The sequence below is a fragment of the Streptomyces sp. NPDC048643 genome (genome assembly GCF_040650615.1).
In the GTDB taxonomy this organism is placed as follows: domain Bacteria; phylum Actinomycetota; class Actinomycetes; order Streptomycetales; family Streptomycetaceae; genus Streptomyces.
The window spans coordinates 65,240-87,632 of the sequence record NZ_JBEZHO010000005.1 but is presented as its reverse complement, the minus strand read 5'-3'; the positions used below and the strand labels follow the sequence as shown (position 1 = coordinate 87,632).

At 74.0% G+C, this 22,393-nt stretch carries 1 protein-coding gene; it reads right to left on the bottom strand.

The window, feature by feature from the left end:
- Positions 1–15: 15 nt before the first annotated feature.
- Entirely contained in the window at positions 16–22,248 is a 22,233-nt protein-coding gene (locus AB0C62_RS06985; protein WP_362970304.1) for a non-ribosomal peptide synthase/polyketide synthase, read from the bottom strand.
- Positions 22,249–22,393: the final 145 nt, after the last annotated feature.

The following is a 22,393-nucleotide window of genomic DNA, read 5'->3' as shown; positions in this document are numbered from 1 at the left end:
CGGGGGCACGGTCGGTCAGGGCGCCTCCACGGTGTCGCCGGGCCGCTGCCCGGCGCCCGGTGCGCCGGCGCGGGTCACCAGGGCCCGCAGTGCGCGGAACCAGGTCTCCGCAAGGTCCTGGACCGACTCCTCGGGCAGGACGCCGGGGGCGAAGGTCCAGTGGGCGGAGAGTTCGGGACCGGTGGGAAGGTCCTCGGTCAGGGCGTTGACGGTCAGGGCGTGGGACAGCGGCATGTCCGGATCGCCGTCCAGGTCGGCGGCGTCGTCCTCGGGGGCGTACGACCAGTCCGTGGCCTCGGGCACACCGAACCGGCCCATGTAGTTGAACTCGACCTGTGGCGAGCCGAGTCGGGCGAGCGCGGGGCCGGTGGCCGGGTTGAGGTGGCGCAGCAGGCCGTGGCCGACGCCGGCGGCGGGCAGAGCGGCGAGGTGGTTCCGCACGCGTGCCAGTGCCGTGTCGAGCGCGGGTCCGCCCGCGAGGGCGTCGGCCAGGTCGACGGGCCCCGGGTCGAGCCGTACGGGCACGACGCTGGTGAACCAGCCGACGGTGCGGGACAGGTCGGCGTTGCCCGCGAGTTCCTCCTCGCGGCCGTGGCCCTCCAGGTCCACGAGCACCCCGCCGGTGCCGTCGCCGTCCTCGCCGCGCCGGGTGCGCCAGTCGGTGACGGCCACCGCCAGGGCGGTCAGCAGGACGTCGTTGACGGTCGCGCCGAGGACGCTCGGCACCCGGCTGAGCAACGGCGCCGTGACGTCGGCGGGAAGGGTGAGGGACAGGTTCCGTGCGGTGGCGGTGACGTCGAGACGAGGGTCGAGCGGGCGGGTCGTGGGAAGCGGCGGGGCGTCGGCCAGGATCGAGGTCCACAGCGGGAGTTCGTCCTCGCGGGCCGGGTCGGCGGCCCGTTCGGCGAGCAGCCGCGACCAGCGGCGGAACGACAGGTCGACCGGTGCGAGGGCCGGGGTGCGGCCCGCGGAGGCGTCCTGCCAGGCGGCGGCGAGGTCCGGCAGCAGGATGCGCCAGGACACACCGTCGACGACCAGGTGGTGGACGAGCAGGAGCAGCCGGCCGGGGGCGCCGGGTCCGGCGTCGAACCAGACTCCCTGCACCATCCGCCCGGCGTCCGGGTCGAGCCGGTCCTGGGCGGCGCGGGCGTGCTCGCCCACCGCGGCGCGCAGGGCGGTCTCGTCGGCGCCCGCGACATCCGCCCGCACGAGCCAGGAGGCAGCGTCGACACCGCCCGGCGCGGGCACCTGGAGCGACCACGTCTCGGCGCCGGCGGTGGTGGTCCGCTCCAGTCGCGCCCGCAGCAGGTCGTGCCGGTCGGTCACCGCCTGGAGGACGACGTGGAGCGTGGCCAGGTCCAGGGCGGCGGGCGTCTGGACGAACGCCACCTGGTGGTAGCCGGCCATCGGGCCGCCCAGTTCCCGCAACGCGTGCATGATCGGCGTCAGGGGTACGGTGCCCGAGCCGTCGTCGTGGGCCGGACGGCCGGCATCCGGGCCCAGCTCGACCGCGACGGCGGCCAGTCCGGCGACCGTGCGGTGCTGGAAGACCTGGCGCGGGGTGACCCGCAGCCCGGCGGCGCGCGCCCGGCTGACCAGTTGCATGGCGACGATGCTGTCGCCGCCGAGGGCGAAGAAGTCGTCCTCGGCGCCGATCGTGAGAAGTCCGAGGACGTCGGCGAAGTGGGCGCACAGCGTGCGTTCCACGTCGTTCTCCGGCCCCCTGCCACCGGCCGCGCGGGTGAACTCGGGGGCGGGCAGGGCCTTGCGGTCGAGTTTGCCGTTGGAGAGCAGCGGCAGTTCGTCGAGGACCAGCACCGCGGCCGGGACCATGTAGTCCGGCAGCGCGGCGGCCACGTGGGCGCGCAGACCGGCCGGGTCCGGGGCGGGGGCGCCCTCGGCGGGAACGACGTAGGCGGCCAGTTGCTTCACCCGGGGGCGGTCCTCGCGTGCGACGACGACGACCTGTCCGACCCGCTCGTGACGGTCCAGTACGGCCTCGATCTCGGCGAGTTCGAGTCGGAAGCCGCGGATCTTGACCTGGTCGTCGGCGCGCCCGAGGTAGTCGAGCTGTCCGTCCTCGCTCCAGCGGGCGAGGTCGCCGGTGCGGTACATCCGGGTGCCGGGCGGACCGAAGGGGTCGGCGACGAACCGGTCGGCGGTCAGGTCCGGGCGCCCGAGGTAGCCGCGGGCCAGTCCCTGCCCGGCGAGGTACAACTCGCCCGGAACGCCGGGCAGTACGGGACGCAGTCCCGCGTCCAGCACGTAGGCGCGGGTGTTGCCGACCGGGCGGCCGACGAGCGGTCGGTCGCTCTCGCCGACACGGGCGGCGAGCGCGTCGACGGTGGCCTCGGTGGGCCCGTAGAGGTTGAACGCCGTGGTGGACCGCAGGGCGGCCAGCTCGCTCCAGAGGGCGTCGGGTACGGCCTCGCCGCCGACGCCGACGACCGCGAGCGGGCACGCGCCGTCCTTGATCAGGCCGGTGTCGGCCATCTGGGCGAGGAAGGAGGGCGTGACCTCGATGAAGTCCAGCTCCTGGGAGCGGATCGCCGCGGCCGTCAGCTCGGGGTCGCGCCGGGTCTCGTCGTCGAGGACGTGCAGGGCGTGCCCGTCGAGCAGCCACAGCTGTGGCTGCCAGGAGGCGTCGAAGGAGAACGACCACGCGTGGCCGACGCGGAGCCGGCGCCGGCCGGTGGTCTCCTTGGCGAGGTCGTGCAGGGTGCGCCGGTGGCTGTGGAACAGGTTGACGACGCTGCGGTGGCTGACGACGACTCCCTTGGGACGGCCGGTGGAGCCGGAGGTGTAGATGACGTAGGCCGGGTGGTCCGGGTCGGGTCCTGACGCCGGGTCGCCGGCCGGCTGGGCCGCCGTCCGGGCGACGGTGTCCGCCGCGTCCAGCGCCAGCCGGGGCACGTCGCTGTCCGGGAGGTGCGCGGCCAGTGCCTCGGTGGTGAGGACGAGGCGGGGCCGGGCGTCGTCGAGCATGGCGAGCGCGCGTTCGGCGGGCAGGTCCGCGTCGACCGGGAGGTAGGCCGCGCCCGCCTTCATCACCGCGAGGATCGCGAGCAGGAAGTCCGCGGTGCGCGGCAGGGACAGGGCGACGAACTCCTCGGGTCCCGCGCCGTGTTCGGCCAGTACCCGGGCGAGCCGGTTGGCGTGCTCGTTCAGTTCGGCGAAGGTCCAGGTGACGGGTCCCGAGACGACGGCGATCGCGTCGGGTGCCTCGGCGGCCTGCGCCTCGAAGAGGGCGGGGACGGACGCCGGCGTGCCGGGGGCGACGGGCAGGGCGGTGTCGTTCCAGGTCTCCAGGACGGTGCGACGGTCCTGCGGGGTGAGGAGATCGACCTGCCCGAGGGGCTGGTCCACGTCGGCGGTCATCGCCTCGAAGAGGCGAACCATCGCGGCGCAGATCCGCTCGACCAGCGCCGCGGTGAACAGGTCGGTCCGGTACTCGGCGGTGAGGGTGAGCCGCTCCGCGGGCTCGACGGCCCAGGTGAACGGGTAGTGCGTCGAGTCCTGGTGGTCGCGCATCGCGGCGCGCAGCCCGTCGTCGGCACCGAGCCCGGGCCCGTCGGCGTCGGGGTAGGACTCGAAGACGACGAGACTGTCGAACAACTCGCCCAGGCCGGAGCGACGTTGGATGTCGGACAGACCGACGTGCTGATGCGCGATCAGCTGCGACTGCTCGTCCTGGAGGCGGTCGAGGAACGCGGCCGCCGGCTCCCGGTCGTCGACCCGGACCCGTACGGGCACGGTGTTGATGAACAGGCCGATCATCGACTCCACTCCGGCGAGTTCCGGTGGCCGCCCGGAGACGGTGGCGCCGAAGACGACGTCCGTGCGTCCGGTGAGCCGGGACAGCAGGACGCTCCAGGCGCCCTGGGCCAGCGTGTTGAGGGTGAGGCCACGTGCGCGGGCGAGGGCACTGAGGGCGTCGGTCAGTGCCGGGGTCAGCAGGGTGGTGCGGGTCGCGGGCACCGCCGGCGTGCGGTTGGGGTCGGCGGGGACGAGATGGGTGGGCTCCTCCAGCCCGGCGAGCGTCCGGGTCCACGCGGCGGCGGAGGTCTCGGCGTCCTGGCGGCCGAGCCAGGCGAGGTAGTCGCGGTACGGCGCCGGGGCGGGGAGTTCCCTGCCCGCGTACAGCTCGGACAGTTCGCGGGTCAGCCGGGGCACCGACCAGCCGTCGAGGAGCAGGTGCTGGTGGGACAGGACCAGCCGGTGCGCCTCGGGGCCGACCTTGACCAGCATCAGGCGCACGAGCGGCGGCTCCGCGGGGTCGAAGCGGCGCCGCTCCTGGGCGAGGCAGCGGGTCCACCGTTCCTCGCGAGCGTTCTCGTCCAGTTCTGAGAGGTCGACGTGGCGCCAGGGCAGCACGACCGTGCGGGGCACGACGGCGACGGGGCGGCCCGAGGAGAGGTAGCGGAAGCCGGCGCGGAGGTTGCCGTGCCGGTCGAGCAGGGCCTGGCCGGCGCGGCGGAGCCGTTCGGTGTCGAGCGGGCCTTCGAGGTCCTGGGAGACCTGCACGGTGTAGACGTCGGGTCCGTCGTCGCCCGAGTCGAAGGCCGCGTGGAACAGGAGGCCGGCCTGGAGCGGCGACAGGGGCAGCACCTCGGCGGCGCCGAGCGCCGCGAGTTCGGCACGCTCGGCGTCGGTGAGGGCGGTGAACAGCTCGGCGTCGGAGGCGGTGTGCGCCGCGCCCTCCAGGTCGGCGGCGACGGCGGCCAGCGCGGCGGCCGTCTTGTGCCGGAACACGTCGCGGGGGCTGATCGCGAGGCCGGCAGCCCGAGCCCTCGCGACGAGTTGCATGGCCACGATGCTGTCGCCGCCCAGACCGAAGAAGTCGTCCTCGACACCGACCCGTTCCAGGCCGAGGACGGCGGCGACCAGTGCGCACAGGACCTCTTCGCGCGGGGTGCGCGGCCGGGTGTCGGTGGTGGCGGCCGCGAAGTCGGGTGCGGGAAGGGCCTTCCGGTCCAGCTTGCCGTTCGGCGTGAGGGGCAGCGCGTCGAGCGGGACGACGGCGGCCGGGACCATGTGCTCGGGCAGTACGGCGGCGGCGTGGGCGCGCAGCTCCGCCGGGTCGAGCGTCCGGCCGTGAGCCGGGACGGCGTACGCGACGAGGCGTTGGTCACGGGCGACGACGGAGGCGTGGTCGACCGTGTCGTGGCGGGCGAGCACGGCTTCGATCTCGCCGGGTTCGACGCGGAAGCCGCGGATCTTGACCTGATCGTCGGTACGTCCGAGGTATTCGACCTCACCGGCCGCCGTCCACCGGGCGAGGTCGCCGGTGCGGTACATGCGGGTGCCGGGTGCGCCGTACGGGTCGGCGACGAAGCGTTCGGCGGACAGGCCCGGACGGTCGAGGTATCCGCGGGCGAGCTGGACGCCGGCCAGGTACAACTCCCCCGCCACGCCCGGTGGTACGGGGCGCAGCGCGTCGTCGAGGACGTACAGGCGCGTGTTCCAGACGGGGCGCCCGATCGTGACGGTTCCCGCGCCCGGCTCCACTTGTGCGGCGGTGACGTCGACGGACGCCTCGGTCGGGCCGTACAGGTTGTGCAGTTCGGCGGGGAGCAGGGCGTGGAAGCGGTCGGCCAGGTCGGCGGGCAGGGCCTCGCCGCTGCACAGGACACGGCGCAGTCCGGTGCAGCCGGCGGCCGCGGGTTCGTCGAGGAAGGCGCGGAGCATCGACGGGACGAAGTGGGCGGTGGTGACGGCCTGTTCCTCGATGAGTGCGGCGAGGTAGGCCGCGTCCCTGTGTCCGTCCGGGCGGGCGACGACGAGGGTCGCCCCGGTGATCAGGGGCCAGAAGAACTCCCACACCGACACGTCGAAGCTGGAGGGGGTCTTCTGCAGGACGCGGTCGTCGCCGGTCAGCGTGTACGTCTCCTGCATCCACAGCAGACGGTTGACGATCCCCTCGTGCGGCACCACCACGCCCTTGGGGCGGCCGGTGGAGCCGGAGGTGTAGATGACATAGGCCGGGTGCAACGGGTCGTAGGAGTAAGGCAGTTCGCCCTCGGGCCCGTCGGGCAGGGCACCGTCGACGACGTACACCGGGCGGGCGTCGTCCAGCATGAGGGCGAGGCGTTCCGGCGGGTGGTCCGCGTCGAGCGGCAGATAGGCCGCGCCGGTGCGGTGGACCGCCAGGAGGGCGACGACGAGGTCCGCGGAACGCGGCAACGCGACCGCCACCGTGCGTTCGGGTCCGGCGCCCAGACCGGCGAGGACGCGGGCGGAACGCTCGACCCGCTCGTCCAACTCGGCGTAGGTGAAGTGCTGTTCGCCGAAGACCAGCGCGGGCGCGTCGGGTGTCCGGGCGGCCTGGGCGCGGAACAGCTCCGGGAGGGTCGTCGGCGGTACCTGGTGCGCGGTGTCGTTCCACCGCTCGACGACGAGGGCACGCTCGGGTTCGTCCAGCACGTCGAGGTCCCGGATCGGACGGCCGGGGTCGGCGGCGACCTGGTCCAGCAGCCGGACCAGTCGCCGGCCGAGCTGTTCGGCGGTGCCGTGGTCGAAGAGGTCCGCGCTGTACTCGATCCAGCCCTGGATGCCCGCGCCCTCGCCCTGTTCGACGAAGTCGAAGCTGAGGTCGAACTTGGCGCTCTGCTGTCCGAGCGGTTCGCGGCGGACGGTCAGGCCGGGCAGGTCCGGGGTGCTGCCGGGCTCGCCGAGGTGGACGACCATCACCTGGAAGAGCGGGTGACGGGCCAGCGAGCGCTCCGGGTTGAGTGCCTCGACGAGCTTGTCGAAGGGCAGGTCCTGGTGGTCGTAGGCCGCGAGGTCGGTCTCGCGTACCCGGCGCAGGAGTTCGGTGAAGCCGGGGGCGCCGGAGAGGTCGGTGCGCAGCACCAGCGAGTTGACGAAGAAGCCGACCAGGCCCTCCAGTCCCTCGTCGGCGCGCCCCGAGACAGGTGCGCCGAGCGGGATGTCGTCGCCCGCGCCGTGCCGGTGCAGCAGCGCGGCCACAGCGGCCTGGACGACCATGAACATGCTGGCGCCTTCCGCGCGGGCCAGGTCCCGCAGGGACCGTTCCAGTTCCGGGGAGAGGGCGAAGCCGACGGTGCCGCCGGCGTGACCGGACTCGCGGGGGCGCGGCCGGTCGGTGGGCAGGACGATTTCCTCGGGCAGGCCACGCAGCCGCTGGGTCCAGTGGTCGAGCAGGCCGGCGCCGTCGGCCGCGAGGAGTTCCTCCTGCCAGAGGGTGTAGTCGGCGTACGTGACCGGGAGCGGCGCCCGGTCGGGCGCGTGCCCGGCGGTCCGGGCCGCGTAGGCCGCGCCCAGGTCGGCGAGCAGCGGCCGGTCGGACCACTCGTCGGTGGCGATGTGGTGCAGTACGAGCAGCAGGATGTGCTCGTCCGGTCCGGTCTCGGACAGGGTGACGCGCAGGGGCGGTTCGGTGGCCAGGTCGAAGGGCCGGGCGGCGGCTTCGGCGAGGCGGTCGGCGGGTTCGGTGGCGATGGTCACCCGCGCCTGCGCGGGTTCGAGGATGTGCTGGTGGGGCAGGCCGTCGGCGTCGGCGGGGAAGACCGTGCGCAGGGTGGCGTGCCGGGCGACGACGTCGTCCAGAGCGGCTTCGAGGGCGGCGCGGTCGAGGGTTCCGGTGAGCCGCCAGGCGGCGGGGATGTTGTAGGCGGGTGTGGCTCCGTCCACCTGGTGGAGCAGCCACAGCCGGCGCTGGGCGGAGGACAGGGGCAGCCGCTCGGGCCGGGTCCGGTGGGCGGTGAGGGCCGGACGGGTGGCGTTCCCCGCCTCGTCCAGGAGGGCGGCGAGGCGGGCCACGGTCGGCGCGTCGAAGACCGTGCGCAGCGACAGCTCGGCGTCCAGGGCTGCGCGGACGCGGCTGACCAGGCGCATGGCGAGCAGTGAGTGGCCGCCGAGTGCGAAGAAGTCGTCGTCGATGCCGACGCGGTCCACGTCGAGGACGGCGGCGAACTGTTCGCAGAGCACCTCCTCGCGGGGGGTGCGCGGCAGCCGGCCGCCGGTGGTCGCGGCGAGGTCGGGTGCGGGCAGGGCCGCGCGGTCCAGCTTGCCGTTGATCGTGCGGGGCAGCGCGGCGAGGGGGACGAAGGCCGCGGGCAGCATGTGCTCGGGCAGTCCGGCCGCGAGGTGGGCGCGCAGCTCCGCCGGGTCGGGGGTGGCGGACGCGGCGGGGACGACGTACGCGACGAGCCGTGGTGTGCCGGGGGTGTCCTCGCGGACGACGACGGCCGCGGCGGCGACGGACGGGTGGGTGCTGACGGCGGACTCGATCTCGCCGAGTTCGATACGGAAGCCGCGGAGCTTGACCTGTTCGTCGGCGCGGCCGAGGAACTCCAGTGTGCCGTCGGAGCGGCGCCGGGCGAGGTCTCCGGTGCGGTACATACGGGTGCCGGGCGTGCCGTACGGGTCGGCGACGAAGCGTTCGGCGGTGAGGGCGGGACGACCCAGATAGCCGCGGGCCAGGCCCTCGCCCGCGAGGTACAGCTCGCCGGGCACACCCACGGGGGTGGGGCGCAACCGGTCGTCGAGGACGTGGGCGCGGAGGTTGTCGAGCGGCGCGGCCCAGGCGGCGCGGCCGGTTCCGCCGCCGTGCCGGCCGTACGCGTCGACGGCGCACTCGGTGGGCCCGTACAGGTCGTGCGCGGCGGTGCCGGGCAGGGCGTCGAGCCGCTGCCACAGGGCGGCCGGGGTGGCCTCTCCGCCGACCGCGAGGACGGCGGGGAGGCGGTTGCCGGGGGCGAGGAACCCGTGGTGGAGCAGTTCGCGCAGATAGGTCGGGGTGAGGTCGACGAAGTCGATGCCGCGGTCGTCCAGCAGGGCGAGCAGGGCGGCCGGGTCGAGCAGGGTGCTCTCGTCGGCGACGTGCAGTTCGTGGCCGGCCAGCAGCCAGAGCAGCGGTTCCCAGGAGCCGTCGAAGCTGAAGGAGGCGGCGTGGACGGCGCGCAGGACCTCGCGGCCGGTGTTCTCGACGGCGGGTGCGATCAGGTCGCGCAGATGGGAGGCGAACAGGTTGCCCAGCCCCCGGTGGGTGCCGACGACTCCCTTGGGGGCGCCGGTGGAGCCCGAGGTGTAGATCGTGTACGCGGCGGACTGGGGGTGGTACGGGGTGGCCGGGGCTCCGTCAGCGGACGGCAACGGGCCGTCGAGGAGCAGCCGTTCGAGCCCGGCACGCTCGGGGATCCGGTCCGTCAGCTCCGCGGTGGTCAGCAGGCAGACCGGTGCCGCGTCGCCGAGCATGTACTCCAGCCGGTGGGCCGGGTGGTCGGGGTCGAGGGGCAGATAGGCGGCGCCCGTGCGGAGCACCCCGAGGATCGCGGGCACCATCGCGTGCCGGGGCAGGGCGAGGGCCACCACGGCGTCCTCGCCGGCGCCGTGCGCGCGCAGCAGGGCGGCCACGGCGTCGACGCGGGCGGACAGGTCGGCGAAGGTCAGGGAACCGGCGGCGGTGACCAGGGCGGTCCGGTCGGGATGTGCCGCGACCGTGGCGGCGAGGATTTCGGGCACGGCCCGCGTCTCCACCGGGTGGGCGGTGTCGTTCCAGGCGCCGGTGGCGGCCGACCTCTCGTCCTCCGTCAGGAGGTCGAACGATGTGAGCGGCAGGTCGGGGGCGTCGGCGGTCCGGCGCAGCAGGAGCAGGAGCCGCTCCGCGAGGAGTGCGGCGCTGTCCGGGTCCACCAGATCGGTGGCGTACTCCAGGAGCAGGGTCACCCGCCCGCCGGTGCCCTCGTCGACGAAGGTGAAGTCGAGGTCGAACTTGGCCGTGCCGGTGTCCAGGTCGGACCACTCGGTGGGCAGGCCGAGCAGGTCGGGGTCGCCGTCGGGACGGTGGTGGTAGCCCAGCATGACCTGGAAGAGCGGGTTGCGGCCGGCCACGCGGGGCGGGTTGAGGGCCTCCACGACCCGGTCGAAGGGCAGGTCCTGATGCTCGAAGGCCGCGAGGTCGGACTCCTTGACCCGCGCCAGCAGTTGACGGAACGTCAGGTCCGGCCCGGACACGTCGGTGCGCAGGACGAGCGTGTTGACGAAGAAGCCGACCAGGTCGTCGAGCGCGCTGTCCGTGCGGCCCGCGATGGGAGCGCCGAGCGGGATGTCGTCGCCCGCGCCCAGCCGGTGCAGCAGCGCGGCGGTGGCGGCCTGGAACAGCATGAACATGCTGGTGCCGGTCGTCCCGGCCAGTGTCCTGAGTGCCTCGCCGACCTCGCCGGGCAGTTCCCGGCGCAGGGTGGCGCCGCGCCCGGTGGGCTCGGCGGGGCGTGGCCGGTCCAGGGGCAGGGTCAGTTCCTCGGGCAGGCCACGCAGGGTCCGGGTCCAGTGGTCGAGCTGCCGCTCGCCGACCTGCGCCAGGAGGTCGGCCTGCCAGAGCGTGTAGTCGGCGTACTGCACGGGCAGCGGCGCGAGGCCGGGCTCGGCGCCGGAGGTCCGGGCCGCGTAGGCGGCGTCGAGGTCGGCGAGGAACGGCCGGTCGGACCACTCGTCGGTGACGATGTGGTGCAGCACGAGGGCGACCACACAGTCGTCGTGCGAGCCACCGGCCGTGCCGTCCGCGTCCCCGGCCGGCCCCGGTACGGGATGCGCGGCGTCCGCGGCACCCGCACCCGGCGTGTCCGACGTGAGGCGGAACACCGTCGCCCGCAGGGGGAGTTCGGTCGCCAGGTCGAAGGGTTCCCGCTGGGCCGTCTCGATCAGCGCGGGCAGTTCGGCCTGTGCGCAGTCGGTCACGGTGAACGGGAACCGTGCCTCCTCGACAGCGAGGACGCGCTGGTGGGGCTCGCCGTCGTGCTCGCCGAAGACCGTGCGGAGCGACTCGTGGCGGGCCACCACGTCGTGCAGCGCCCGGCGCAGCGCGGTGATGTCGAGGGTGCCGCGCAGGCGGAAGACGAGCGGGAAGTTGTAGGCGACCCCGCCGCCGGTGATCCGCTCCACCAGCCACAGACGGCGCTGGGCGGAGGAGAGCGGGATGCGGTCGGGCCGGTCCGCGACGGGCGTGACGGCCGGGCGGGCGGGACGGCCGCTGTCCGCGCGGGCGGCGAGCAGCGCGGGGGTGGGCGCCTCGAAGAGGTCGCGGATCGCCAGTTCGGCGCCCAGCTCGGTGCGGGCCCGGCTGATCAGCCGGGTGGCGAGCAGGGAGTGGCCGCCCAGGTCGAAGAAGGCGTCCTCGGCGCCGACTTCGGGCAGACCGAGCACCTCGACGAAGAGGCGGCACAGCACCTCCTCCTGCGGGGTGCGCGGGCCGCGTCCGGTGCCGAGCGCGACGGCGGGCTCCGCGTCGGGCAGCGCGCGCACGTCCAGCTTGCCGTTGTCGTTCATGGGCAGCCGGTCGAGGGTGACGAAGGCGGCGGGGACCATGTAGTCGGGCAGCCGCGTCTTCAGGTCCTCGCGCACCCGCCGGACGAGGGCGTCCGCGTCCCGGGCGGCCGTCGGGGCGTTGGCGTACGGCGGTTCACCGCCGCCGGGCCGGTACAGCCCCGCGGTCACCCGGGCGGGCCGGGCCGCTCCGTCGGATCGGGTCTCCCGCTCGTCCGCGTCCGCGTCCGCACGATCGTCTGACGTCTCGCGGACGAACACGGCTTCGTAGTGGCCGAGTTCGCGTGACCAGGTGGTGAGCACCCGGTATCCGAGCGAGGCGCCCAGCGCGTGCAGTTCCTCGGGATCCACTCCCCCGTCGGTGGCCGGGCGGCCGGGGAGGCGACCCTGATCGAGGGCGCGCTGCGCGGCCAGCTCTCCGGCCGTACGGGCATCCGGCACACCGGTGACCCGCAGGCGCTCCGGGTTCTCCTCCCGCAACCGTGTCCCCACATCGGCGGAGGACCAGTCGACGGCAGGGGCCGCCCCGAGGTCGAGCGGTTCGGCTCCCTCGCGGTGGAGGACGGCGTCGTAGCGGTGGCGGGTCAGTTCGTTGTGGTGGTGTCCGCGCTTGGTCCGCAGGTCGACGCCGAGTCCGAGCGTGGTGAAGTAGTCCGGGTCGACCAGGAGTTCCTTCTCCAGCCGCAGACCGCGCTCTGCGGCCTTCCGTACGGTCTCGGGGTCGGCGTCGGCGCCGGCCCGGGTGAGCTGGATCGCGGTGTGGAAGGTGCGGGCGAGCCGTGGGTTGCGGACGTCGCCGACGAACAGCGCACCGCCGGGCGTCAGCAGCCGCATGGCGCCTTCGACGACCTCGGTGAGGTAGTCGATGTCCGGGAAGTACTGGATGACGGAGTTGATGACGACGGTGTCGAAGAAGGCCTCGGGCAGACCCTCGGTGTCGTGGGCGGGCCGGCAGCGCAGCTCGACCTTCGCGGCCAGCTCGGGGGCGCGCAGCAGGTCCTCGCCGAGCTTGCGGATCACGGGGGCGGCGAAGTCGGTGGCCCAGTAGGCCTCGGCGTCGGGTGCCAGCCGGGACAGCAGCAGGCCGGAGCCGACGCCGATCTCCAGGACGCGGCGCGGGCGCAGTTCACGGATGCGGGCGACGGTCTGCTCACGCCAGTCGCTCATCTCCTCGAAGGGGATGGGCTGTCCGTCGTAGCTGCTGTCCCAGCCGGCGTAGTCCTCGGTGAAGAGGGCGGTGCTGATCCGCTCGTACTCGTCGGAGTAGACGTCCTGCCACTCGCCGACGTGTGCCGCGGCGACGGACCGCTGTTCCGCGCCGGAGCGTTCGGCGGGCACGACGTAGCCGATCAGGCGCTGGGTGCCGGGGGCGGTCGAGTCGTCGCGCGCGACGACGGCGGCCTGGGCGACGCGGGGGTGCTGGGCGAGGGCGGTCTCGATCTCGCCGAGTTCCACGCGGTAGCCGCGGATCTTGACCTGGTCGTCGGTGCGGCCGAGGAAGTCCAGGTTGCCGTCCGGGGTGCGGCGGACGAGGTCGCCGGTGCGGTACATGCGCTCGCCGGGTTCTCCGAACGGGTCGGCGACGAAGCGCTCGGCGGTCAGTCCCGCCCGGTCGAGATAGCCGCGGGCCAGGCCGATCCCGGCGATGTACAGCTCGCCGGGCACGCCCTCGGGCACCGGCCGCAGCCAGGCGTCGAGGATGTGGGCCCGGGTGCCGCGGATGGGGCGGCCGACCGTCGGGGTGGCGCTGTCGAGGGTGCCGCCGCCGAGGGTGTTGATCGTGTACTCGGTCGGGCCGTACAGGTTGTAGCCGTACGTGCCGTCGGTGTCGCGCAGCCGGTTCCAGACCGTCTCCGAGACCGCTTCGCCGCCGAGCAGCACGAGCGGCGGCCGGTGCCCTTCCAACAGGCCCTGCTCCATGAGGAGGTGGGCGTAGGTGGGAGTCACGTTCACGACGTCGACGCGGTGCGCCTCGCAGTACGCGACCAGTGCCTCGGCGTCGCGCCGCAGCTCCTCGTCGCAGATGTGCACCTCGTGCCCCTCGACCAGCCAGAGCAGTTCCTCCCACGACATGTCGAAGGCGAAGGAGACCGTGTGGGCGATCCGGAGGCGCCGGCCTCCGGCCGAGGCGATGGCGGGGGCGAAGATCTCCCTCTGGTGGTTGAGCTGCATGTTCGTCAGTCCGCGGTAGGGCGTGACGACACCCTTGGGCCGGCCGGTGGAACCGGAGGTGTAGATGACGTACGCCGGGTGCTCCAGGCTGAACGCGCGGCGGGTGAAGTCGGCCGGGAGGGAGACCAGTTCGTCCGCCACTGCGGGGTCGTCCAGCAGCACGCGGGCGGTGTCGGGCGCGGCCCCGGTGAGGCGGGCGGAGACCGCGGCGGTGGACAGCAGCAGGGCGGGCCGGGCGTCGTCGAGCATGGTCGCGAGCCGGTCGTCCGGGTAGTCGAGTTCGAGCGGCAGATACGCGGCACCCGTGCGCAGGACGGCGAACAGGGCGACGACCATGTCCAGTGAGCGGGGCAGGCCGAGGGCGACGACCTGCTCGGGCGCGGCTCCGCGGGCCACCAGGAGCTGGGCGGTCCGGTTGATGCGGGTGTCCAGTTCGGCGTACGTGAGGGTGGTGTCGCCGAAGACGAGGGCGACGGCGTCGGGGGTCGCGGCGGCCTGGGTGGTGAGGAGGTCGGAGACGGTGTCCTCGGGCACCGGGACCCGGCTCGCGGCGCGTTCCCGGGTGAGCGCCGCGTGCTCGGCGGGCAGGAGCGGGTCGAGGCGGCCGACGGGGGCGTCCAGGTCCTCGCCGAGCCGTTCGAGCAGGAGCGTGAAGCGGTCGAGGAGTGCCTCGGCCCGCGGGCGGTCCACCACGTCGGGGCGGTGGGCCAGCATGACCTGGATGTGCCGCCCGGGGGTGACGACGAGGTTCACCGGGTAGTGCGTGGCGTCGACGTTGGCGACGGCGGTGGCGCCGTGCCGCTCGGCCAGTTCGGCGAGCCGTTCCTCGGTATCGCTGTTGCGCAGCACGAAGAGGGTGTCGAAGAGCCGCCGGTGGCCTGTCTCCGCCTGGAGGACGCCCAGCCCCAGGTACTCGTAGGGCATCACCGCGAGGCGCTCGTCCTGGACCCGGCGCAGCAGGTCGAGGACCGGCTCGGCGGGGTCGTAGGCGATGCGGGCGGGGACGGTGTTGAGGAACATGCCGATGACGTGCTCGATGTCCGGCACCTCGCTCGGGCGGCCGGCGACGGTGGTGCCGAAGACGACGTCGGTCCGGCCGGTGGCGGAGGCGAGGGTCAGGCCCCAGGCGGCGGTCAGCACCGAGTTGAGGGTCAGGCCGTGTCGCCGGGCGGCGTCCCGCAGCCGCTCGCCGAGTTCCGGCGCGAGGACCGCGTCGAGCCGCTCCGGGACGTCCGGTTCGAGGCCCTGGTCGGCGGCGGCGAGGAGCGTGGGCTCGTCGAGTCCGGCGAGAGCGGTGCGCCAGGCGGCGGTCGCGACCTCGGTGTCCTGCGCCTCCAGCCAGGTCAGGTAGTCGCGGTAGGAGCCGGGCGCGGGCAGGTCGGCGGCGTCGCCCCCGGACGCGTAGAGGGCGAAGAGCTGGTCGAGGAAGATCCAGGCCGACCAGCCGTCCCACAGCAGCAGGTGACGGCCGACGACCAGGCGGTCGCCGCGGCCGGCGCCGAGCCGGACGATCAGCATGCGGAAGAGCAGCGGGCGGGTGAGCTCGAAGCGCCGGGTGCGCTCGGCGTCCATCAACTCGGCCAGCCGGACGTCCTGTTCGGCGGCGGTCAGCCCGGAGAGGTCGACCTCTTCGAGGGGGATCTCCGGGTCGCGGACGATGAACTGCACCGGCTGGCGCAGTCCGTCGCTGGTGAATCCGGCGCGCAGGCTCGGGTGGCGCTCCAGCAGCACGCGGACGGCGGTGCGCAGTCGCTCGGCGTCGAGCGGGGTCGCGAAGTCGAAGGACTCGTGGACGGTGTAGACGTCCAGTGCGCTGTCGTCGTACGTGGAGTGGAAGAAGAGACCTTCCTGGAGCGGGGCGAGCGGCCAGATGTCCTCGACCGGGCCGGGGCTGAGCCGGTGGACGCGCTCGGTCTCCTCGGGGGTGAGGGCGAAGGCGGAGTGCAGCGCTCGGGCCGGCTCGGCGCTGACGGCCGCCGCGGCGAGCGCGGCGGGCGTGCGGTGTTCGAACACGTCCCGGGGGTTCAGCTCAAGGCCGGCCCGGCGGGCGCGGCTGGAGACGCCGATGGAGGAGATGCTGTCGCCGCCGAGCATGAAGAAGTCGTCGTCGATGCCGACCGCGTCGAGCCTGAGGACCGCCGCGAAGATGTCGGTGAGGGCGCGCTCGCGCTCGTCCCGCGGGGCGCGCACCTCCGCCCGTACCGTTCGCGGGGCGGGCAGTGCGGCCCGGTCGAGCTTGCCGCTCGGTGTCAGCGGCAGGGTGTCCAGGACGACGCAGGCGCCGGGCACCATGGGCGCGGGCAGCGAGACGGCGAGCGCGGCCAGCAGACCGGAAGGGTCCGGGGCGGCACCGCGGACGGGGACGACGTAGGCGACGAGGGCGGTCCCGGCGACGGTGACGGCGGCCTGCGCGACGGCGGACTCACGGGTCAACGCCGCCTCGATCTCGTCGAGTTCGACGCGGTTGCCGCGGATCTTGACCTGACGGTCGGTGCGCCCCAGGTACTCGACGACGCCGTCGGCGCGGCGGCGCACCAGGTCGCCGGTGCGGTACATGCGCGTGCCGGGACCGCCGTAGGGGTCGGCGACGAAGCGTTCGGCGGTCAAGGCGGGCCGGGCGTGGTAGCCCCGCGCCAGTTGGACGCCCGTCAGGTACAGCTCGCCGGGGACGCCTTCGGGAACCGGTCGCAGGCAGCTGTCGAGCACCCGGAGTCCGGTGTTCCAGACCGGGCGGCCGATGGGCACGGTGGTGCCGGGCGTGCCGTCGAACCGGTGGTGGGTGACGTCGACCGCGGCCTCGGTGGGCCCGTACAGGTTGTGCAGAGGTACGCCGGTGAGGTCGTGCCAGCGGGCGGCGGCCGCGCCGGGCAGCGCCTCACCGCTGCTGAACACCTGGCGCAGGGAGGCCGCCCAGCCGGGGTCGGCGGTGATCTCCTCGGACTGGAGGAATGCCTCCAGCATCGAGGGCACGAAGTGCAGGGCGGTGACGCGCTGTTCGCGGACGAGGGAGGCGAGGTAGGCGGGGTCGCGGTGGCCGTCGGGCCGGGCGAGCACGACGGCTGCGCCCTCGCACAGCGCCCAGAAGAACTCCCAGACGCTGACGTCGAAGCTGGCCGGGGTCTTCTGGAGCACCCGGTCGTCGGCGGCCAGACCGTACTGGCCCTGCATCCAGGCGAGGCGGTTGACGATGGCCCGGTGGGTGACCACGACGCCCTTGGGCAGGCCGGTGGAGCCGGAGGTGTAAATCAGGTAGGCCGGGTCGTCGGGGCCCGCCGGTGCCGGCGGGCCCGCTGGGGGCACCTCGGCCGGGTCGTCGACGAACAGCTCGGTGAGACCGGACACCGCCGGCAGACGGGGTGCCGTGCCGGTGGTGGTGACGACCGTGGTGGCCCCGGAGTCGGCGAGCATGTGCGTGACGCGGTCGGCGGGGTAGTCCACGTCGACCGGGAGGTAGGCGGCGCCCGACTTGAGTACGCCGAGCAGGGCGACCATGAGGTCGGCGGAGCGCGGCACGGCGACCGCGACGACATCGCCCGGCGCGGCGCCACGGGCGCGCAGCCGGTTCGCCATCTCCGCTGCCCTGAGATCGAGTTCGCGATAGCTGAGGGTCTCGTCCTCGAAGACCACCGCGACGGCGTCGGGGGTGCGGGCGACCTGGTCCTCGAAGGCGGCGGCGAGCGTGGTGTCCGGGACGTGGACGCGTGCGCCGGCCGGGTGCGCCTCGTCCAGCTCCCGCGCCGACAGCAGGTCGAGGGCCGCGACGGGCTGTCCGGGGTCGGTGGCGAGGGCCCCCAGGACACGGGTGAGCCGGTCCGCGATCCGCCGCACGGCCTCGGTGTCGAGGCGCTGGGTGTGGTGCTTGAGCCGCAGGTCGAGCCGACGGCCCGGCTTGACGATGAGGGCGAGCGGATAGTGGACGGTGTCCTGGAAGTCGTGGCCCGTGAGGCGGACGGTGCCGGACGGGTCGGCGAGCCCGGTGGCCGCGGGGTAGTTCTCGAAGACGACGAGGGTGTCGAAGAGTTCCCCGGCGCCCGCGTGCCCGGCGAGCCGCTGGATCTCGGCGAGGCCGAGGTGCTGGTGGCCGAGGAGCCGGGACTGCTCGTCCTGGAGCCGGCCGAGCAGCGCGGCGAGGGTGTCGGCGGGCTCCCAGCGGAACCGGGTCGGCAGCGTGTTGATGAAGAGGCCGACCATGGACTCGATGCCCTCGACCTCGGCGTCGCGGCCGGAGACCGTGGTGCCGAACACGACGTCCTGGCGCGCGGTGAGCCGGCCGAGCAGCAGCCCCCAGGCGCCCTGCACGACGGTGCCGAGCGTGACGCCCAGTTCGCGCGCACGGGCGTTCAGCCGGGCGGTGACCTGTTCGGACAGCTCCACGCGGACCTGGGCGGGTTCGACGGGACGGCCGTCGGCGGGCGGGGCGACCAGACGGGTGGGTTCCTCGATCCCGGCCAGGGCGGTGCGCCAGCCCTCGCGGGCCGCTTCGACGTCGGCTCCGGCCAGCGTGCGCAGATACGAGCCGTAGGGCGCGACCTCGGGCAGGGCGGCCGGGGTGTCTCCGTAGGAGGCCATCAGCTCGCGGTGCAGCACGGGCAGGGACCAGCCGTCAGCAACGATGTGATGAAAGGTGAGCAGCAGCCGGCTGCGGCCCCCGGCGAGGCGGACGAGCGCGCAGCGCATCAGCGGCGGTCGGGCGAGGTCGAAGCGGCGGGCGCGCTCGTCGGCGGCCACGGCGTCGGCGAGCGGGGCGGCGACCTCCGCGTCCTGGGCGGAGAGGTCCACCTCGCGCCAGGGGAGATCCACTCCGGTGGCGACGACCTGCACGGGCCGGCCGTCCGGGAGCGGGCGGAAGCAGGAGCGGAGCGGGGCGTGGCGGTCGAGGACGCGCTGGGCGGCCCGGCGCAGCAGGTCGGTGTCGACGGGGCCGGTCAGGTCGAGGGCCTGCTGCACGACGTAGGTGTCGGGGCCGTTGCCGTCGACGACCGAGTGGAAGTAGAAGCCTTCCTGGAGCGGGCTCAGCGGGAGCGTGTCCTCGACGGCGAGGGGGTGCTCGCCCTGGAGTGCGTCCCGTTCGCTCCCGGTCAGGTCGAGCAGCGGCGCGTCGTCCGCTTCGGCGGTACGGTCCGTCCGCTCGACGGCGGCCTCGGCGAGCGCGGCGACGGTGCGGTGCCGGAACACGTCGCGGGAGCTGAGACGCAGTCCCGTCCTGCGGGCCCGGACGAGGAGTTGGATGGCGGTGATGCTGTCGCCGCCGAGGGCGAAGAAGTCGTCGTCGATGGTGACCGCGTCCAGGCCCAGGACGTCGGCGTAGGCGGCGCACAGCGACTCCTCGCGGGCGTCGCGCGGAGGGCGGCCCGAGCTGAGGGCGGCGTAGTCGGGGGCGGGCAGCGCGGCGGCGTCGAGTTTGCCGCTGGGGGTGACCGGGAGGCGGTCGAGGGGGACGAGTGCGGCGGGGACCATGTACTCGGGGAGTTGCCCGGCGACGTACGAACGCAGGCCTTTCATGAGGGAGTTCACGTCGCGGAAGGGGGCCGGACGGTTGGCCTGCGGGACGGTTCCTGCGGGCTCGTAGCGTCCGACGAGCGGGGCCCCGTCGGGGGCGATCAGGACGTCGAGGCTGCCGTCGGTGGAGGCGCCGTTCCAGGTGACGGCGACGCGGTGGCCGTACCGGGCGCCGAGGGCGTGGAAGGCCTCCGGGTCGGGGGCGTCGGTGGGTGCGGGGGTGCGGCTGCTGTCGTCGAGGGCCGTCAGGGCGGCCAGGTCCTCCGTGAGGCGGGCGTTGGGCACGTCCGTGACGCGGAGCGGTGCCCGGCCGTCGGCGATCAGCGCGTCGAGGGCGTCGAGTCCGCGCAGCTCGGCCCAGGCGACGGCACGCGGCGGCGCGACGGCGTGACGCGCGTCCGGTCCGGCCGTCGCTACGGCGTCGGACGGCTTGCGCAGCACGACGTCGTAGCGGTACCGGGTCAGTTCGTTGTGGTGGCTGCCGCGCTTGACGCGGATGTCGGCGTCGAAGCCGTCGAGTGCGGCGAAGAAGTCGGGGTCCAGGAGGAGTTCGCCCTCCCAGGCCATGGACCGTTCCACGGCGGTGCGCAGGGCCTTGCGGTCCTGGGGGTCGGTGGCACGTCGGGTCTCCACTGCGGCGCGCAGGCAGCCCAGCAGACGGGCGTTGCGGACGTCGCCGACGAAGAGGCTGCCGCCCGGCGCGAGGAGTTCCCTCGCGGCGCGGAGCACGTCGGCGAGGTAGTCGGCGCCGGGGAAGTACTGCGCGACGGAGTTGAGGACGATCGTGTCGAAGTGGTCGCGGGGCAGGCCGGTGGTGTCGTGGGCGGGGCGGGCGTCGAGGCGGACCCGGTCGGCGAGGCCGTCCACCGCCTCCACCTGGGTCCGCAGGGCGCGAACCGCCTCCTCGGAGAGGTCGGTGCCCCAGTACTCGACGCAGTCGGGTGCCACGCGGGAGAGGATCAGTCCGCTGCCGACACCGATCTCCAGGACGCGGCGGGGGGCCAGTTCGCCGATGCGGGTGATGGTCGCCTCGCGCCACTCCCGCATCTCCTGGACGGGGATGGGAAGTCCGTCGTACATGCTGTTCCAGCCCGCGAAGTTCTCGCGCAAGGCGGCGGACGGATCGACGCCCGCCGTGGCGGTCTCCCGGTCGCCCTCGGACCCCGCCGCGGAGTAGAGCAGTTCGTGGAGGTCCTTCCACTCCTGGACCTGCTCGCTGCCGTCCCCTCCGGTCCCGTTCTCCAGGGAGGGCACGACGTAGGCGGCCAGCCTGCGGTCGCCGGGCCGGTCCTCGCGGATGACGACGGCGGCCTGGTCGACCGCGGGGTGGGCGCGGAGCACGGACTCGATCTCGCCGGGTTCGATGCGGAAGCCGCGGATCTTCACCTGGGAGTCGGCGCGCCCGAGGAACTCCAGGCGCCCGTCGGACTTCCAGCGCACCAGGTCGCCGGTACGGTAGAGCCGTCCGCCGGGTTCTCCGAAGGGGTCGGCGACGAATCGCTCGGCCGTCAGGTCGGGTCGTCCGAGGTAGCCGCGGGCCAGTCCGGCGCCGCCGAGGTACAGCTCGCCCGCGACGCCGGCCGGGACGGGCTTCAGCCGGGCGTCCAGGACGTAGGCGCGGGTGCCCGGGTCGGGGACACCGATGGGCACGATGGTGCCGGCGGGGGTGTCGGGGTCGCAGAGGCCGAGGGTGGAGTTGGTGGTGGCCTCGGTGGGGCCGTACGCGTTGAACATCATCCGGCCCCGCGCGTAGCGGCCGACGAGTTCGGGCGAGACCCGCTCGGTGCCCGCGAGCAGGGTGGCGGGCGGGAGTTCGACGTCCTCGGGCATGGCGGCGAGCAGGGCCGGCGGGAGGATCATGAAGGTGACGCCGTGGGCGTGGGCGTAGTCGGCGAGCGGGGCGCCGGGCACCCGGAGTTCGGTGGGGACGACGACGAGACGGCCGCCGGAGAGCAGGCCGAGGCACAGGTCCCAGAAGGCGACGTCGAAGCTCGGTGAGGCGAACTGGAGGACCCTGCTGTGGGGTCCGATCCCGAACCGTTCGGTCTGGGTGGCCACCAGCTTGGCGACGCCTGCGTGGGAGAGCACCACGCCTTTGGGGCGGCCGGTGGATCCGGAGGTGTAGATGACGTAGGCGGCGCCGGTGGCTTCCAGGGGTCCGCGGTCGGCGGTCCCGGGGTCGTGGACCGGGCTCGCGCCCAACTCCCGCACGGTGGATGGCTCGTCGAGTACGAGCCGGTCCATGCCCTCGCACGGCGGGATGTCGGCGGTCACGTCCGCGGTGGTGATCAGGCAGGCGGGACGGGCGTCGGCGAGCATGTACGAGACGCGGTCGGCCGGGTAGTCGGTGTCGACCGGGAGATAGGCGGCGCCCGCCTTGAGCACCGCGACCTCGGCGACGATCAGTTCGGCGGAGCGGGGCACCGCCAGCGCCACGACGCGCTCGGGTCCCGCGCCCCGTGCGATCAGGGTGTGGGCCAAACGGTTGGCGCGCTCGTCGAGTTCGGCGTACGTCAGCCGGGTGTCCTCGAAGACGAGCGCGACGGCTTCCGGGCGCTGGCGCACCTGTTCGGCGAACATCTCCGGCCAGGTGCGGATCGGGACGTCGTGGCCGGTGTCGTTCCACTCCTCCAGGACGCGGTGGCGCTCCTCGGCGCCGAGCAGGCCGAGTTCGCCGACGGGCGTGTGCGGCCGTGCGAGGGCGTCCGCCAGCAGGGTCGTGAAGTGGCCGGCGAGGCGCTGCGCCGTGCTGTCCTCGAAGAGGTCGTGACGGTAGGTCAGCCTCAGCTCACCCGCGGCTTTTTCGAGTGCCAGGTCCAGCGGGGCGCCCGCTCGCTCGGCCGGCGTCGCCCGCCGGCCCGCCGTCGCGCCGGAGTCCGTGCGGAACTCCGTGTTGAACAGGAGGCCGCCACCGCGAGTGGGTTCCGGGTGCAACTGGGCGACGACCGAGCGGAGTTCGACGCGGTGGGCGCGCGCTTCCGTGATCGCGGCGGCCACCCGCCCCACCAGCGTGGAGAAATCGATACCGCCGTCGAGCCCGACCCGGACCGGAAGTCCGTCGTACCCGACGGTGATGTCGTGCGCTCCGCCGTAGCGGTGCAGCAGGGCCACGAAGGCGGACAACAGGGTCGCCTCGTCGGCCGTGCCGTCCAGCGCCCGGCTCAGGACGCGCCGCTCGCCGCCCGAACCCGCCGGGTAGGGGAAGTCGACGGGCAGCGCGGCCTCTTGGGGAAGCGGGTCGAGCCGCCGACGCCAGTACGCCGCCGCCACACCGTCGTCGACGCCAGACACACGATCTTCGATACCGGACACAGGTGACCGTGCCTTCCGAATGCGCGGAACCGGCTCGAGCCGGAGGACCGCGGCCATACTAAGGTAAGGATTACCTAACCAAAAGGCCCTGGTCTCGGCGATCGTCGATTTGCCCACTACGATT